Below are 15,030 nucleotides of genomic sequence, written 5' to 3'. Positions count from 1 at the left end.
GACCTCGAAAAGCGGTACCCTGCGTCAGGCCGGGCCAACTGGATGGGGCTGCTCGTAACCACCGTTTGCGTTGGCGTGATTCAGTAATGCGCGTCGGAAGCTCAGCATCAGTGGCGTCAGCGGGCGACGGCGCAGATTCAGCAGATAATACGGCGACACGCGGACGACGCGCCCGACTTTCAGGCGGGCCAGCTGTGCGCGGATCGGATGCGCGATCAGCAGCTCTGCCACCTCTTCGGAGATCGGCGATATCGCATCGCTTTGTGCAAGATAGGCGATCGTAAAAAGAAGTGAGGGGCTGCTGACGATGTTCGCCGGCTCTGACAAACCGACATCCGCAAAGGCAGCCAAAGCCGCTTCGCGGATCGGCGCGCCCCGCTGCTGCATGATCCACTCGGCGTCAGCAATCTCTGTCAGGGTGACGGAGGGCGCACGCGCCAAAGGATGGTCCGCGCGGACAAGGAACCGGACCCGCTCTTCGTCGAGCGGCACGATATCAAAATCGCGGCTGTCAAACTCGGGCAGGATACGACCGACGACGAAGTCCATGTCGCCCGCGACAAGATGCTCCAGCAGATCGCGCGAGGGCATGACATCGACGCTGATATCCGCGCCCGGCGCTGTCCGCTTGATTTCGCGGATTGCGCTGACCAGAAAGCGGACTGCAGGGCCTGTCACTGCGCCGATATGAAGCGTGCCCGCCCTGCCTTCGCGAAGGGCCAGGGCATCGCGTCCCATGTGATCGAGTTCGCGCAGGATCGTGCGCGCGTGGCGCAGCGTTTGCCGCCCGATCTCGGTCGGCTCCATTCCGGTTGGGTGCCGCACAAAAAGCGGGGCGCCGAACTGCCGTTCGGTCTCTGCCAGCATACGCGACGCGGCAGGCTGGCTGACCGCGCAGGTTTCGGCGGCGAGTTGCAGTTTCCCGTGATCCTCAATCGCGCGCAGAAGCCGAAGCTGATTTGGCTTCAGCATCATTCGGGGCGGCAGATTGGACATAACATTTCCGGTATGCAAATGGTCTGAAATTGCATTTTACCATTATGCGAAGCGGTTGTTAACATTCTTCGCACCGGCTGGGAGGTCGCCGGGACAGCTCAAGTGACCCGAGAGGTCACAGCAGGGAGGAAAACATGAATTTCAGAACCGTATTCGCCGTTCTGGCAATCGGTGCATCGGCCATTGGGACCGGGGCAATCGCCGAAACCGTGGGGATCTCGATGCCGACCAAGTCGTCGGCCCGCTGGATCGACGACGGCAACAATATGGTCAAGCAGTTCCAGGACGCCGGTTACGACACCGACCTGCAATATGCCGAGGATGACATTCCGAACCAGTTGGCCCAGGTCGAGAACATGATCACCAAGGGCGTGGACGTGCTGGTGATCGCGGCCATCGACGGCACGACGCTGTCAAATGCGCTGGCAAATGCCAAGGCCGCCGATATCAAGGTCATCGCCTATGACCGCCTGATCCGCGACACGCCGGATGTCGATTACTACGCCACTTTCGACAACTTCAAGGTCGGGGTCGAGCAGGCGAATACGCTGGTGGCCGGCCTGAAAGAACGCTTCCCGGATGTGAAGCCGTGGAATGTCGAACTGTTCGGCGGCAGCCCCGACGACAACAACGCCTACTTCTTCTATGATGGCGCGATGTCGGTCCTGCAGCCGCTGATCGACGACGGATCAATCGTGATCCCGTCGGGTCAGGAAGGCATGGACACGGTCGGCACGCTGCGTTGGGACGGCGCGGTGGCGCAGTCCAGGATGGATAACCTTCTGTCGGCGAACTATACCGACAAGCAGGTGCAGGGCGTGCTGTCACCCTATGACGGGTTGTCGATTGGTATCCTGTCGTCGCTGAAAGGTGTCGGATACGGCTCTGGCGACATGCCGATGCCCATCGTGACCGGTCAGGATGCCGAAGTGCAGTCGGTCAAGTCGATCCTTGCGGACGAACAGTATTCGACCATCTTCAAGGACACTCGCGAACTGGCAAAGGTCACGGTCGGCATGGTCAACGCCATGCTGAAAGACGAAGAGCCGGAAATCAACGACACCGAAACCTATGATAACGGCGTCAAGGTTGTGCCGTCCTATCTGCTGGAGCCGGTGGCCGTCGACAAGGCGAACTGGGAAGAGGTGCTGGTCGGGTCCGGCTACTATACGAAGGACCAGATCGAGTAATCGACCGGCGGGCCGCCCGGCTTGACCGGACGGCCCTTGACCTTCGGGGGAACGTCGCCATGAACGCGCTTCTGGAAATGCGGAACATCACCAAGACATTTCCGGGGGTCAAGGCCCTGGACAATGTCAGCCTGTCGGTGCGCGAGGGCGAAATTCACGCCATCTGCGGCGAGAACGGCGCAGGCAAATCCACCCTGATGAAGGTGCTGTCGGGCGTCTATCCGGCCGGCAGCTATGACGGCGAAATTCACTATGACAACAGCATGGCAGAGTTTCGCAGCATCCGCGACAGCGAGGATCGCGGCATCATCATCATCCATCAGGAGCTGGCGCTGGTGCCGCTTCTGTCCATCGCGGAAAACATCTTTCTGGGCAATGAACGCGCCAGCCGCGGCGTCATTGACTGGCCCGAAACTTTCCGCCTGACCGAAGAGTTGCTGGCCAAGGTGGGCCTGCGCGAAGCGCCGGGGGTCAAGGTCGACAGCCTTGGCGTCGGAAAGCAGCAACTGGTGGAAATCGCTAAGGCCCTGTCAAAGAACGTGCGCCTGCTGATCCTTGACGAACCCACCGCCGCTTTGTCCGAAGCAGACAGTCAGGCGCTGCTTGACCTGCTGCTGGAATTGAAATCGCAGGGCGTCACCTCGATCATCATCAGCCACAAGCTGAACGAGGTCCGCCGCGTTGCCGACAGCGTGACCGTGATACGCGACGGTGCCACCATTTCCACCATCGATGCGCGCGGCGGCGATCTGACCGAAGACCGGATCGTGCGCGACATGGTCGGCCGCGACATGGCGCATCGCTATCCGGAACGCGAACGCCGTGCCGGGGAAACGGTTTTCGAGTTGAAGAACTGGAATGTCTGGCATCCCGAACAGACCGAACGTCAGGTGATCGACGACATCTCGATGACCGTCCGCGCAGGAGAGGTCGTGGGCATCGCAGGCCTGATGGGTGCGGGCCGAACCGAGCTGGCAATGAGCATCTTTGGCCGATCCTATGGCCGCAATATCTCGGGTCAGGTGCTGATGCATGGCAAGCCTGCCGATGTCTCGACCGTGGACCGCGCGATAAATGCAGGTCTGGCCTACGTGACCGAGGATCGCAAAACGCTTGGCCTGATCCTTGAAGATACGATCAGGCGCAACACGGTCGTGGCGAACCTGCCCGGCGTGTCACAGCGTGGTGTCATCGACGAAAGCCGCGAGACCGAAGTGGCCGAGGGCTATCGCAGCGCATTGCGCATCCGCACGCCGTCAGTCTTCCAGAAAGTCATGAACCTGTCGGGCGGCAACCAGCAAAAGGTGGTTCTGGCGAAGTGGCTGTTCACCGAACCCGAACTGCTGATCCTGGATGAGCCGACGCGCGGCATCGACGTCGGCGCGAAATATGAAATCTACAGCATCATCAACGAACTGAGCGCGGCGGGAAAAGCCGTCATCATGATCTCGTCCGAGATGCCGGAACTGCTGGGCATGTGCGACCGGATCCATGTGATGAACGAGGGCCGCTTCGTGGGAGAGCTGACAGCCGATCAGGCCAGTCAGGAAGCCATCATGTCGATGATCGTCAGGGAGTAGGGGCATGGAACAAGTCGAAAAAGCCTCGGGGATCGGCATTGGTGCCTATATCTCCAAGCATATCCGCGAATACGGGCTGCTGTTCGCGCTGATTGCGATCATGATCTTCTTTCAGATCGTGACCGGCGGCGTCCTGTTGCGCCCGGTCAACATCACCAACCTGTTCCTGCAGAACAGCTATATCATCATCATGGCGCTCGGGATGCTGATGGTGATCGTGGCGGGGCATATCGACCTGTCCGTCGGGTCCGTCATGGGCTTTGTCGGCGCGTTCGCGGCCGTCATGATCGTGCAATGGGACATGCCGGTGATCGTCGCCGTGATCGCCAGCCTTGCCTGCGGCGCGGCGATCGGGGCGGCTCAGGGCTATTTCGTGGCCTATTGGAAGATCCCCTCTTTCATCGTGACGCTTGCCGGGATGCTGGTCTTTCGCGGGCTGTCGCTTTGGCTTCTGGCGGGGCAGTCGGTGGGGCCGTTCCCGGCCAGCTTCCAGTCGCTGGCCAACGGCTTCATCCCCGACCCGTTCGGCGCGGACAAGCCCAACATGCTGGCCATGCTGGTCGGCATTGCAACCGTCCTGATCCTGATATGGCTGGGCCTGCGCACCCGCGCCCGCAACACCCGATACGGGATCGAGGATGAGCCCTTCGGCCTCTTCGTCGCCCGCAACGCGATTGTCGCAGCGGCATTGCTGTTCGTGACCTGGAAGCTTGCGTGGTTCCGCGGCCTGCCGAACGTCATGCTGTCCATGGTCGTGCTGACCGTGATCTATGTCTTCATCACCGAACGCACGACCCTTGGCCGCCGCGTCTATGCGGTCGGCGGCAATGCCAAGGCTGCCAAACTTTCGGGAATCCGCACCGAGCGGCTGACCTTCCTGACCTTCGTGAACATGGGCTTTCTGGCAGCACTTGGCGGGCTGGTCTATGCCGCGCGGCTGAACACGGCGACCCCCAAGGCAGGTTTTGCGGTGGAACTCGACGTCATTGCGGCCGTCTTCATCGGCGGCGCGTCCATGGCGGGCGGATCGGGCAAGATCGTCGGCGCGGTCGTGGGCGCCTTCATCATGGGCGTGATGAATAACGGCATGTCGATCATGGGGATCGGCATTGATTACCAGCAGGTCATCAAGGGGCTGGTTCTGTTGGCTGCTGTCTTCTTCGACGTCTACAACAAGAACAAGGAAGCCTGATGATGTTCCTTTCGCAGATAATGCTTCCTGATGGCGGGCGTGCAGTCGTGATGCGCAAGGGCGAGGCCGCGCATCTGGTTCCCGACACCCGGTCCACCCGAGAACTGGCGCTGGCGGCAATCGCCGCAGGCCGCAGCCTCGCCGACGAGATCGCGGCGCGCGGCACGGGTGAAGCGGTCGCTCTCGGGCAGGCTTTGTCCGAAGGCCGCGTGACCCTGCCACTGGACCATCCCGACCCGGCGCATCTTCACCTGACCGGCACCGGGCTGACGCATCTGGGCTCTGCCGCGACGCGCGACGCGATGCATCAGAAGGCCATAGAGACAGAGGATCTGACCGACAGCATGAAGATGTTCCGCATGGGACTCGAGGGCGGCAAGCCTGCCGGCGGACAGGTCGGGGCGCAGCCAGAATGGTTCTACAAAGGCAACGGCTTTGCCGCTGCTGCCCCCGGTAAGCCGCTTGCCAGCCCCGGCTTTGCGCTGGATGCCGGCGAAGAGCCAGAGATCGCGGGCCTTTATGTCATCGCACCAGATGGCAGCCCTTTCCGGCTGGGCTTTGCGCTTGGCAACGAATTCTCGGACCATGTGACGGAGCGCGGCAATTACCTGTGGCTCGCCCATTCCAAGCTGCGCCCCGCCAGCTTCGGGCCGGAAATGCTGGTCGGCCCGCTGCCCGATCACGTCGAAGGCAAAAGCCGCGTGATCCGCGACGGCGAGGTGATCTGGGAAAAACCCTTCCTGTCAGGAGAGGCGAACATGTCCCACAGCCTGTCCAATCTGGAACATCACCATTTCAAATACGACCTGTTCCGCCAGCCCGGCGATGTGCATGTGCATTTCTTCGGCACCGCGACCCTGTCCTTTGCGGACGGCATCACCACGCGCCCCGGCGACGAATTCGAAATCGCCTGCGACGCCTTTGGCCTGCCGCTGCGCAACCCCGTCACCCAGCAGGACGCGCAGACCGCCCCGGTCGCCGTCGCAGCACTTTAGGGTCGTCCAATGACATTCAAACCGGCAGAATGGCCCCGCAAGCTGCGTTCGCAGGAATGGTATGGCGGCAATTCCCGCGACACGATCTATCATCGCGGCTGGATGAAAAATCAGGGCTACCCGCATGATCTGTTCGACGGCCGCCCGATCATCGGCATCCTGAATACCTGGTCGGACCTGACGCCATGCAATGGACATCTGCGCGAGCTGGCCGAAAAGGTGAAGGCCGGCGTCTGGGAGGCAGGCGGCTTCCCGGTCGAGGTTCCGGTCTTTTCCGCCAGCGAAAACACCTTCCGCCCCACCGCCATGATGTTCCGCAACCTCGCCGCACTGGCGATCGAGGAAACGATGCGCGGCCAGCCGATCGACGGCGCCGTGCTGCTGGTCGGCTGCGACAAGACCACGCCCAGCCTGCTGATGGCGGCAGCCTCGACCGATATTCCATCCATCGTTGTGACCGGCGGGCCGATGCTGAACGGCTATTTCCGGGGCGAGCGGGTGGGGTCCGGCACGCATCTGTGGAAGTTCAGCGAGGCCGTGAAGGCTGGCGATATGACGCAGGACGAGTTTCTGGAGGCCGAGCAGTCGATGAGCCGGTCCTCCGGCACCTGCAACACGATGGGCACCGCATCCACCATGGCCTCGATGGCTGAAGCGCTTGGCATGGCGCTGTCCGGCAATGCCGCGATCCCCGCCGTGGACAGTCGCCGCCGGGTCATGGCGCAGCTTTCCGGGCGGCGCATCGTGCAGATGGTCAAGGACGATCTGAAACCCTCCGACATCATGACGAAAGACGCCTTCGAAAACGCCATCCGCACCAATGGGGCCATCGGCGGATCGACCAATGCGGTCATCCATCTGCTGGCGCTGGCAGGTCGGGTTGGCGTCGATGTGACGCTGGACGACTGGGACCGCTGCGGGCGCGACGTGGCCACCATCGTGAACCTGATGCCCTCGGGCAAATATCTGATGGAAGAATTTTTCTATGCCGGCGGCCTGCCCGTGGTGCTGAAACGCCTGGGCGAAGCAGGGCTGCTGCACAAGGACGCGCTGACCGTCAGCGGCGAGACAATCTGGGACGAGGTCAAGGACGTCCAGAACCACAACGAAGACGTGATCCTGCCCGCCGACAAGCCGCTGACAGCGCATGGCGGCATTGCGGTGCTGCGCGGGAACCTCGCGCCGAATGGGGCAGTGCTGAAACCCTCTGCCGCGTCGGAACATCTGCTGAGCCATCGCGGCCGCGCCGTCGTGTTCGAGGATATTGACGACTACAAGGCCCGCATCAATGACGAGGCGCTGGATATTGACGAAACCTGCGTGATGGTGCTGAAGAATTGCGGCCCGAAGGGCTATCCCGGCATGTCCGAGGTCGGGAATATGGGCCTGCCACCCAAGGTTCTTCGCAAGGGCATTACCGACATGGTGCGGATAAGCGATGCGCGCATGTCCGGTACGGCTTACGGGACGGTGGTGCTGCACACCTCGCCAGAGGCGGCGGCGGGCGGGCCGCTGGCCGTGGTGCGCGACGGCGACATGATCGAGCTCGATGTGCAGAACCGCCGCCTGCATCTGGATATCAGCGATACGGAACTGGCCGAACGTCTGGCCGAATGGCAGCCCAGCCATGAACGCCCTGACAGCGGCTATGCCTGGCTGCATCAGGCGCATGTCATGGGGGCCGACACCGGCGCGGATCTGGACTTTCTGCAGGGTTGCCGGGGCAATCCGGTCGGACGGGACAGTCACTGATGAAAATTGCGCTGGCAGGGATAGGAAAGATCGCGCTGGATCAGCATGTACCCGCAATCGCGGCCAGCCCCGATTGGGAACTGGCGGCGACAATCAGTCGTCACGGTCGCGTCGACGGGGTCGAGGCCTTTACCGGTATCACCGACATGCTGGCTGCTCGTCCCGACATCGCAACCGTCAGCCTGTGCCTGCCACCGGTGCCGCGCTTTGAGGTCGCGCAGGCGGTGCTGCAGGCGGGCCGAAACCTGATGCTGGAAAAGCCACCCGGCGCAACACTGGCCGAGGTCCATATCCTGCAGGACATGGCCCACGCGAAGGGTGTAAGCCTTTACGCAACATGGCACAGCCGCATGGCACATGCCGTTGCGGCGGCTAGGGCGTGGCTGGCAGGAAAGACCATTCATGAGGGCCGGATCATCTGGCGCGAGGATGTGCGCAAATGGCACCCCGGTCAGGACTGGATCTTCGAAGCCGGCGGCATGGGCGTATTCGACCCCGGCATCAATGCGCTGTCGATTCTGACCGAGATCCTGCCCCAGCCCGTCCACCTGACCGGCGCAGACCTGGACTTTCCTGACAACCGGCAGGCCCCCATCGCAGCGCGGCTTTCGCTGTCGGGCAACATCACCGCCGATTTGGACTTCCGGCAGGAAGGCCCGCAGACCTGGGATATGGAATTCCAAACCGATGCTGGACGTCTGGCGCTGCGGATGGGCGGCAACCTGCTGGAGGTGGACGGCGAGCCGTCGGGCGGCGCTGACAGCATCATGGGCGAATATCCGGCGCTTTACGCACGCATGGCCGAACTTGTTCAGCAAGGACAATCCGAATGCGACCTGTCGCCGATGGTCCTCGTCTCGGATGCCTTCACTTTGGGTCGTCGAATGACTGTCGAGCCGTTCGAATTCTGACGGATGCACGGGAAGGCATCCGCAGATCTGCGGGGCTGCAAGGGCCCCGATAACAACCACGGGAGGAAACGATGAAACTCAAGGCACTGACCATATCGACCGCTCTGCTGGCAATTTCCTGCACTGCCGCATTCGCCGAGGGCGAGACCATCGGCTTTTCGCAGATCGGGTCTGAATCCGGCTGGCGCGCTGCCGAAACAACCCTGACCCGGAATCAGGCCGAACAACGTGGGTATCAGCTTCAGTTCTCGGACGCGCAGCAGCGTCAGGAAAACCAGATCGCCGCGATCCGGTCCTTTATTGCGCAGGGCGTTGACGCGATCCTGCTGGCGCCGGTTGTCGCAACCGGCTGGGATTCCGTACTGGAAGAAGCGCAGGAGGCCGAGATTCCGGTCGTGCTTCTTGATCGTCAGGTCGACAGCAGCGATGACCTGTATCTGACCGCCGTCGGATCAAACCTGGTGCATGAGGGCGAGGTTGCCGGTCAGTGGCTGGTCGAACAGGTGGGCGAAGAACCGTGCCGGGTCGTCGAATTGCAGGGCACCACCGGATCCAGTCCGGCCATCGACCGAAAGACCGGCTTCGAGAATGCGATCAAGGATCATCCGAACCTTGAAATCGTGCGCAGCCAGACCGGCGACTTTACCCGTGCGCAGGGCAAGGAAGTCATGGAAAGCTTCCTTCAGGCGGAAAATGGCGGCGCGGATATCTGCGCGCTTTACGCCCATAACGACGATATGGCGGTGGGCGCGATTCAGGCCATCAAGGAAGCCGGGCTGAAACCCGGCGAGGATATCCTTGTCGTCTCGATCGACGGCGTTCCCGACATCTTTCAGGCCATGGCCGCAGGCGAGGCGAATGCCACGGTCGAGCTGACCCCGAATATGGCAGGCCCCGCATTTGACGCGCTGGAGGCTTATTGGGCCGACGGGACAATGCCCGAGAAGTTCATCCAGACCGAATCCAAGCTGTACACGCAGGCCGATGATCCCGCCGGCGAATACGAGGCCCGCAAGGGTCTGGGTTACTGAACCTGTCTGCCGGGCGACCGCCTGTGCCGCCCGGCAGCATCCGTCAGATGAGGGCGCTGCCATGCTGCTATCCATCCGCTCACTGACCAAGAGCTTTCCCGGCACGGTCGCGCTGGATCAGGTGGATTTCGACCTGCAAGCCGGAGAGATCCACGCCCTGCTGGGCGAGAATGGCGCGGGGAAGTCGACGCTTATCAAATGCCTGACAGGGGCTTATCGACGTGATGGCGGAACGATCAGCCTTGACGGTGCAGAGGTCGATCCGCGCTCGACCGTCGAGGCGCAGGATCTGGGTATCGGCACCGTCTATCAGGAGGTAAACCTGCTGCCCAACCTGACCGTGGCGCAAAACCTGATGTTCGGCCGAGAGCCGCGCCGCATGGGTCTTATCAACAGCCGCGCGATGCGTGACGAGGCGCGGGGCATGTTGCACCAATATGGTCTGGATATTGACGTTGGCCGCGATCTCGGCAGCTATCCGGTGGCGATCCAGCAGATCATCGCGATCGCTCGTGCGGTTTCCTTGTCCGGGAAGGTACTGATCCTTGATGAGCCGACCGCCAGCCTTGACGCGGCAGAGGTGCGCATGGTCTTCGACGTGGTGCGCGGGCTTCGCGATCGGGGCCTTGACATCATCTTCGTGTCACATTTTCTGGATCAGGTCTTCGATCTGACCGACCGCGTCACCGTGCTGCGCAATGGCCGGAAGGTTGTGACAGAAAGCACAGCGGCCCTGAACCGTGTGTCGCTTATCGAACATATGCTTGGGCGGGAACTGGAAGATCAGGTTGACGAGCTTTCCTCGGACGCACCGCATTCGGCACTGCCAGAGCTGCTGCGGTTCACGAATTTCGGTCGCCGTGGCGTGATCGAGCCGTTCGATATGGTCGTGGGCAGGGGCGAGGTCGTCGGACTGGCCGGATTGCTGGGATCGGGTCGGACCGAAAGCGCCGAACTGATTTTCGGGCTACGTCCCGCGCAGACTGGCACTGCCAGTGATGCCAACGGCGAACTGGACCTGAAATCGCCGCCAGCCGCCATAGCAGCGGGCTTCGGCTTTGCGCCCGAGGATCGCAAGACCGACGGGATCGTCGCTGATCTGTCAATCCGCGAGAATATCATCCTCGCCCTTCAGGCGCGGCGCGGATGGGCGCGCCCCCTGCCCCGGTCCGAACAGAACCGGTTGGCCGATGACTATATCGACAAGCTGGATATCCGCACATCGGGCCGCGAAAAGGCGATCGGCGATCTGTCGGGCGGCAACCAGCAAAAGGTGGTTCTTGCGCGCTGGCTGGCGATGAACCCGCGCTTCCTGATCCTTGACGAGCCGACGCGCGGCATTGATGTCGGCGCGCATGCCGAAATCCTGCGCCTGATCCATCGGCTGACAGAACAGGGGATGTCGGTGCTTATCATCAGCAGCGAGATCGACGAGCTGGTCGCCGTCGCGGACCGCGTGATGGTCCTGCGCGACCGCCGCTTCGTTGCCGAGCTGGAAGGCCCGCTCGTGACCGGGGACGAGATCATGCGCGCCATTGCCAGTGACGACGGCAACAGGGGGGCGGCGTGATGACGCTGCTGAAACGCCTCGCCCCGCAGCTTATCGCGCTGGCAGCCCTAGTGCTGCTGGTGACGGTTTTCTTCCCCGGCTTTCTGAACATTTCCTACAGCGACGACCGGCTTGTCGGGCCGGTGATCGACGTTCTCAAGCGGGTGGCGCCGGTTGCGCTGCTGTCCATCGGCATGACGCTGGTGATCGCCACGAAAGGGATCGACCTGTCGGTCGGCGCGACCATGGCGATCTGCGGTGCGGTGGCGGCATCGGCCATTACCGGCGGCATGGGGCTGTTGCCTGCATTGCTGCTGGCACTTGGTGCAGGGGCGCTTGCGGGTCTTTGGAACGGCACGCTTGTCGCGGTGGTGGGCGTCCAGCCCTTCGTGGCAACGCTGATCCTGATGACCATGGGGCGCGGCATCGCGCAGTTGATTACCGAGGGCCGCATCCTGACCTTCAGCGATCGCGCCTTCGCCTATATCGGTTCCGGCACTTTCCTTGGCCTTCCTGTTCCGGCATGGCTGTGGCTGGGGACCGGGATCGGGGTTGCGGCGCTGATACGGCGTACGGCGCTTGGCCTGCTGATCGAATCCATCGGCATCAATCGCCGCGCCAGCGCATTGGCCGGGGTCAATGCGACGGTTCTGCTAATCGCGGTCTATGTCTTTGCCGGCCTTTGTGCGGCGCTGGCAGGGGTCATCGTCACCGCAGACATTCGCGGTGCCGACGCCAATAATGCGGGCCTCTGGCTGGAACTGGACGCCATTCTGGCGGTCGTGATCGGCGGGAACTCTCTGCTCGGCGGCCGCTTCTCGATCATCGCGTCGCTTCTGGGCGCGCTGATTATCCAGACGATCGACACGGGCGTCCTGCTGGCGGGCTTTCCGCCGGAATACAACCTGGTCATCAAGGCGGTGCTGGTGCTGATTATTCTGGTCCTGCAATCGCCACGCATCGCCGCGGAATGGCGCGTCTGGCGCAATTCACGTCGAGAACCGCAGCCTGCGGCGAGGGGGCAGGCATGAACACGCGCGCCCTGCCCCTTTACGCGACCATCGTGATCTTTCTGCTGGCCTATCTGCTGTGCTGGCTGCAATTTCCGAACATCCTCTCGACACGGGTTATCGGCAACCTGCTGACCGACAACGCCTATCCTGGCATCGTCGCGGTGGGCATGACACTGGTGATCCTGTCGGGCGGGATCGACCTTTCTGTCGGCAGCGTGATCGCCTTTTCGGGCGTGTTCATCGCCGTTCTGCTGCGCGACACCTCGTTGCATCCGCTGATCGTGTTTGCGCTGCTGCTGGCGCTGACCACAGCCTTTGGCGCGGCGATGGGGTTTCTGATCTATCGGCTGGCGATGCCTGCCTTCATCGTGACGCTGGCCGGCATGTTTCTGGCGCGCGGTGCCGCCTATATGCTGTCCATCGAATCCGTCCCCATCCAGCATCCGTTCTATGAGGCTTTGAAAGACGCGTATTGGCTGATGCCGGGCAAGGGGCGGCTGACGCTGATCGGCATAGCCATGCTTCTGACCGTTCTTGGGGGCACGATCATCGCGCATGGGACACGCTTCGGCGCCAGCGTCTATGCGCTTGGCGGCGGCGAGGCGACGGCACGGCTGATGGGCGTGCGGCAGGGCAGGACGACCGTCCTGATCTATGCGTTTTCCGGTTTCATGGCCGGGCTGTCGGGAATCGTCTTTTCGATCTATACCGGTTCTGGCTATTCGCTGGCGACCGTCGGAACCGAACTGACCGCGATTGCTGCCGTCGTGATCGGTGGCACGCTGCTGACCGGCGGCGCGGGGTATATGTTCGGCACCCTGATCGGCGTTCTGACGATGGGGCTGATCCAGACATACATCGTCTTCGACGGCACCTTGTCCAGCTGGTGGACAAAGATTGTCATCGGCACATTGCTGCTTGGCTTCATCCTGCTGCAGAAGGGCCTGCTGAAGCTGTCACAATCGCGACTGAACAGAGGTGGCGCATGAAGGTTTTCGATGATCGCCCCTGCGAATTGGGCGAGGGTGCGATCTGGCACCCAGAGCGGGGACAGTTCTTCTGGTTCGACATTCTGGGGCGGAGACTTCTGTCACGGGACGCAAGCGGCCCGCTGGAATGGCGGCTCGACCGGATGAGCTCTGCCGCAGGTTGGGTGGATCGCGACCGTTTCCTGATCGCGGATGAGACAGGGCTTCTGCTGTTCGATCTGCGCGACGAGAGCCTGCGCCCCCTTGTCGCGATAGAGGCTGACGACACCGCCACACGTTCGAATGACGGGCGCGCGGATCGGCAGGGCGGGTTCTGGATCGGCACGATGGGCAAGGGTGGAGAGCCGGACCGGGGCGCGATCTACAGATATTATCGCGGCGAGTTGCGCCGTCTGATCGCACCGATCAGCATTCCCAACGCAATCTGCTTCAGCCCCGACGGAACGACTGCCTATTTCGCGGACACGGCGATCAGCCGGGTCTGGACCTGGCGGCTGGATGCCGACGGCTGGCCGGTCGGGGAACCAGCGCTTTTTCTTGACCTGACCGATGCGGGCCTGTCCCCCGATGGTGCGGTGATCGACAGCGCCGGCGCTTTCTGCGTTGCCTGCTGGGGCGCGGGCAAGGTTGTCAGGTTTTCACGCCGCGGCGAAAGGCTGGATGAAATGCCCGTCGGCGGGGCCCATAGCAGCTGCCCAAGCTATGGCGGCAGCGATTTGCGCGATGTGCTGGTGACCACCGCGCTTCAGGACATTCGGCAGCCGGACCGCTTTCAGGGGCTGACGTTCATTACCCGCGCTTCTGTTCCGGGACTGCCCGAACCACGCGTGCTGTTATGACCGCAACGCGGGTTATCGCCTTGCCGGATGGTCGCGAGGTCACGCAGATCACGCTGCGGAACGGGCCGATGCGCGCCGAGGTGCTGACGCTGGGTGCCATCGTGCAAGGATTGTGGATTGAGGGGGTGGCGCATTCTGTGATCCTCGGCTGTCCCGATATCGCCCATTATCTTGGCAAAGCCCGCTACTTCGGTGCTATCGTCGGTCGTGTCGCGAACCGGATTGGCGGGGGCAGGTTCATGCTGGACGGACAGGAACATCGGACCGACCGCAATTTTCTTGGCAAGCATACGCTGCATGGTGGCGATGACGGTGCCGATATTCAGATCTGGCAAATCGGGGAACTGTCTGAAAGCTGCGCCACTCTTACGCTCTCGTTGCCCGATGGGCATATGGGGTTTCCGGGCCGGATGGATATGGCGGCACGGATCAGCCTTGCGAGTGATGGCATAGCATTCGATCTGACCGCCCGAAGCGATGCGGCGACACCCTGCAGCCTGACGCATCACGGGCTGTTCGATCTCGACGGCGCGGGCGACATTCGAAACCACCGGCTTTGGATCGACGCAGAGCATTACCTTCCGATCGATGACGAGTTGATCCCGACCGGTGACATCGCCCCTGTTGCCGGAACCGGATTCGATTTCCGCGCTGCCCGTCCGATCGGCGATACCGGCCTCGATCACAATTTCTGCCTGTCGGACGCCTCGCAGCCGCTGCGCCGCGTCGCCGAACTGACAGGCGCGAGCGGTCTGAAAATGACAATCGAAACGACGGCCTGTGGTTTGCAGCTTTATGACGGCGCCTATATCGACGATCTGCCGGGGCATGACGGACATCAATACGGCGCTCATGCAGGTGTCGCGCTGGAGGCGCAGGAATGGCCGGACGCGGTCAACCGGCCAGCCTTTCCGACCTGTATTCTTCTGCCGGGCGAGACATATTCGTCATCTACGCGCTATGTTTTCGGACGATGAAACGCTTCTTTTGGCG

13 protein-coding genes are annotated in these 15,030 nt (G+C 62.2%); 12 read left to right on the top strand and 1 reads right to left on the bottom strand.

The genetic code is table 11. The features are described from left to right. Window positions 1–24 precede the first annotated feature (24 nt). A complete protein-coding gene (locus tag FQV27_RS18025; RefSeq protein WP_147101252.1) occupies window positions 25–996 on the bottom strand; it encodes a LysR family transcriptional regulator in 972 nt (323 codons plus the stop codon). A 134-nt stretch (window positions 997–1,130) separates the two neighbouring features. Between FQV27_RS18025 and chvE the strand changes: the two genes are divergently transcribed. The 12 genes from chvE (at window position 1,131) to FQV27_RS17965 (ending at window position 15,014) form a co-directional block, all read left to right on the top strand. Continuing rightward, window positions 1,131–2,186: a multiple monosaccharide ABC transporter substrate-binding protein gene (gene chvE / locus FQV27_RS18020; protein WP_147101250.1), complete on the top strand. Its 1,056-nt coding sequence runs from the start codon at window positions 1,131–1,133 to the stop codon at window positions 2,184–2,186. Between the two features lie 59 nt (window positions 2,187–2,245). After that, window positions 2,246–3,766, top strand: coding sequence for a multiple monosaccharide ABC transporter ATP-binding protein (gene mmsA / locus FQV27_RS18015; RefSeq protein WP_147101247.1), 1,521 nt, complete (start codon window positions 2,246–2,248; stop codon window positions 3,764–3,766). 4 nt (window positions 3,767–3,770) lie between these two features. Then, window positions 3,771–4,958, top strand: a complete 1,188-nt coding sequence (gene mmsB, locus FQV27_RS18010) for a multiple monosaccharide ABC transporter permease (RefSeq protein ID WP_147101245.1) — start codon at window positions 3,771–3,773, stop codon at window positions 4,956–4,958. After that, window positions 4,958–5,953, top strand: coding sequence for an AraD1 family protein (gene araD1, locus FQV27_RS18005; RefSeq protein WP_281290038.1), 996 nt, complete (start codon window positions 4,958–4,960; stop codon window positions 5,951–5,953). Before mmsB ends, araD1 begins: the two co-directional genes overlap by 1 nt. A 9-nt stretch (window positions 5,954–5,962) precedes the next feature. After that, window positions 5,963–7,705, top strand: a complete 1,743-nt coding sequence (araD, locus tag FQV27_RS18000) for an L-arabinonate dehydratase (protein ID WP_147101242.1) — start codon at window positions 5,963–5,965, stop codon at window positions 7,703–7,705. Continuing rightward, entirely contained in the window at window positions 7,705–8,616 is a 912-nt protein-coding gene (locus FQV27_RS17995) for a Gfo/Idh/MocA family protein (RefSeq protein ID WP_147101241.1), read from the top strand. Before araD ends, FQV27_RS17995 begins: the two co-directional genes overlap by 1 nt. 71 nt (window positions 8,617–8,687) lie before the next feature. Further along, window positions 8,688–9,647: a galactofuranose ABC transporter, galactofuranose-binding protein YtfQ gene (gene ytfQ, locus FQV27_RS17990; RefSeq protein ID WP_147101238.1), complete on the top strand. Its 960-nt coding sequence runs from the start codon at window positions 8,688–8,690 to the stop codon at window positions 9,645–9,647. Between the two features lie 61 nt (window positions 9,648–9,708). Next, the gene (locus tag FQV27_RS17985; RefSeq protein ID WP_147101235.1) at window positions 9,709–11,217 is read left to right on the top strand and encodes a sugar ABC transporter ATP-binding protein; all 1,509 of its coding nucleotides are present in this window, start codon (window positions 9,709–9,711) and stop codon (window positions 11,215–11,217) included. Then, entirely contained in the window at window positions 11,217–12,227 is a 1,011-nt protein-coding gene (locus tag FQV27_RS17980) for an ABC transporter permease (RefSeq protein WP_147101232.1), read from the top strand. The genes FQV27_RS17985 and FQV27_RS17980 overlap by 1 nt, the downstream gene beginning before the upstream one ends. Further along, window positions 12,224–13,198 (top strand): galactofuranose ABC transporter, permease protein YjfF, encoded by a 975-nt coding sequence (gene yjfF / locus FQV27_RS17975; RefSeq protein WP_147101230.1) that lies wholly within the window; start codon window positions 12,224–12,226, stop codon window positions 13,196–13,198. Before FQV27_RS17980 ends, yjfF begins: the two co-directional genes overlap by 4 nt. Further along, window positions 13,195–14,037, top strand: a complete 843-nt coding sequence (locus tag FQV27_RS17970) for an SMP-30/gluconolactonase/LRE family protein (RefSeq protein WP_147101227.1) — start codon at window positions 13,195–13,197, stop codon at window positions 14,035–14,037. Before yjfF ends, FQV27_RS17970 begins: the two co-directional genes overlap by 4 nt. After that, window positions 14,034–15,014 (top strand): aldose epimerase family protein, encoded by a 981-nt coding sequence (locus FQV27_RS17965; RefSeq protein ID WP_147101226.1) that lies wholly within the window; start codon window positions 14,034–14,036, stop codon window positions 15,012–15,014. Before FQV27_RS17970 ends, FQV27_RS17965 begins: the two co-directional genes overlap by 4 nt. Window positions 15,015–15,030: the final 16 nt, after the last annotated feature.

This window comes from Paracoccus aurantiacus (assembly GCF_007993065.1).
In the GTDB taxonomy this organism is placed as follows: domain Bacteria; phylum Pseudomonadota; class Alphaproteobacteria; order Rhodobacterales; family Rhodobacteraceae; genus Paracoccus; species Paracoccus aurantiacus.
This window is presented reverse-complemented; position numbering and strand designations above follow the sequence as displayed.

What these genes read in the sequence shown, in the direction of transcription:
- ytfQ (WP_147101238.1), top strand. Translation starts at nt 8,688, where the DNA reads ATGAAACTCAAGGCACTGACCATATCGACCGCTCTGCTGGCAATTTCC.
- FQV27_RS17980 (WP_147101232.1), top strand. Translation starts at nt 11,217, where the DNA reads ATGACGCTGCTGAAACGCCTCGCCCCGCAGCTTATCGCGCTGGCAGCC.
- FQV27_RS17965 (WP_147101226.1), top strand. Translation starts at nt 14,034, where the DNA reads ATGACCGCAACGCGGGTTATCGCCTTGCCGGATGGTCGCGAGGTCACG.
- FQV27_RS17985 (WP_147101235.1), top strand. Translation starts at nt 9,709, where the DNA reads ATGCTGCTATCCATCCGCTCACTGACCAAGAGCTTTCCCGGCACGGTC.
- chvE (WP_147101250.1), top strand. Translation starts at nt 1,131, where the DNA reads ATGAATTTCAGAACCGTATTCGCCGTTCTGGCAATCGGTGCATCGGCC.
- araD1 (WP_281290038.1), top strand. Translation starts at nt 4,958, where the DNA reads ATGATGTTCCTTTCGCAGATAATGCTTCCTGATGGCGGGCGTGCAGTC.
- mmsB (WP_147101245.1), top strand. Translation starts at nt 3,771, where the DNA reads ATGGAACAAGTCGAAAAAGCCTCGGGGATCGGCATTGGTGCCTATATC.
- yjfF (WP_147101230.1), top strand. Translation starts at nt 12,224, where the DNA reads ATGAACACGCGCGCCCTGCCCCTTTACGCGACCATCGTGATCTTTCTG.
- FQV27_RS17970 (WP_147101227.1), top strand. Translation starts at nt 13,195, where the DNA reads ATGAAGGTTTTCGATGATCGCCCCTGCGAATTGGGCGAGGGTGCGATC.
- FQV27_RS18025 (WP_147101252.1), bottom strand. Translation starts at nt 996, where the DNA reads ATGTCCAATCTGCCGCCCCGAATGATGCTGAAGCCAAATCAGCTTCGG.
- mmsA (WP_147101247.1), top strand. Translation starts at nt 2,246, where the DNA reads ATGAACGCGCTTCTGGAAATGCGGAACATCACCAAGACATTTCCGGGG.
- FQV27_RS17995 (WP_147101241.1), top strand. Translation starts at nt 7,705, where the DNA reads ATGAAAATTGCGCTGGCAGGGATAGGAAAGATCGCGCTGGATCAGCAT.
- araD (WP_147101242.1), top strand. Translation starts at nt 5,963, where the DNA reads ATGACATTCAAACCGGCAGAATGGCCCCGCAAGCTGCGTTCGCAGGAA.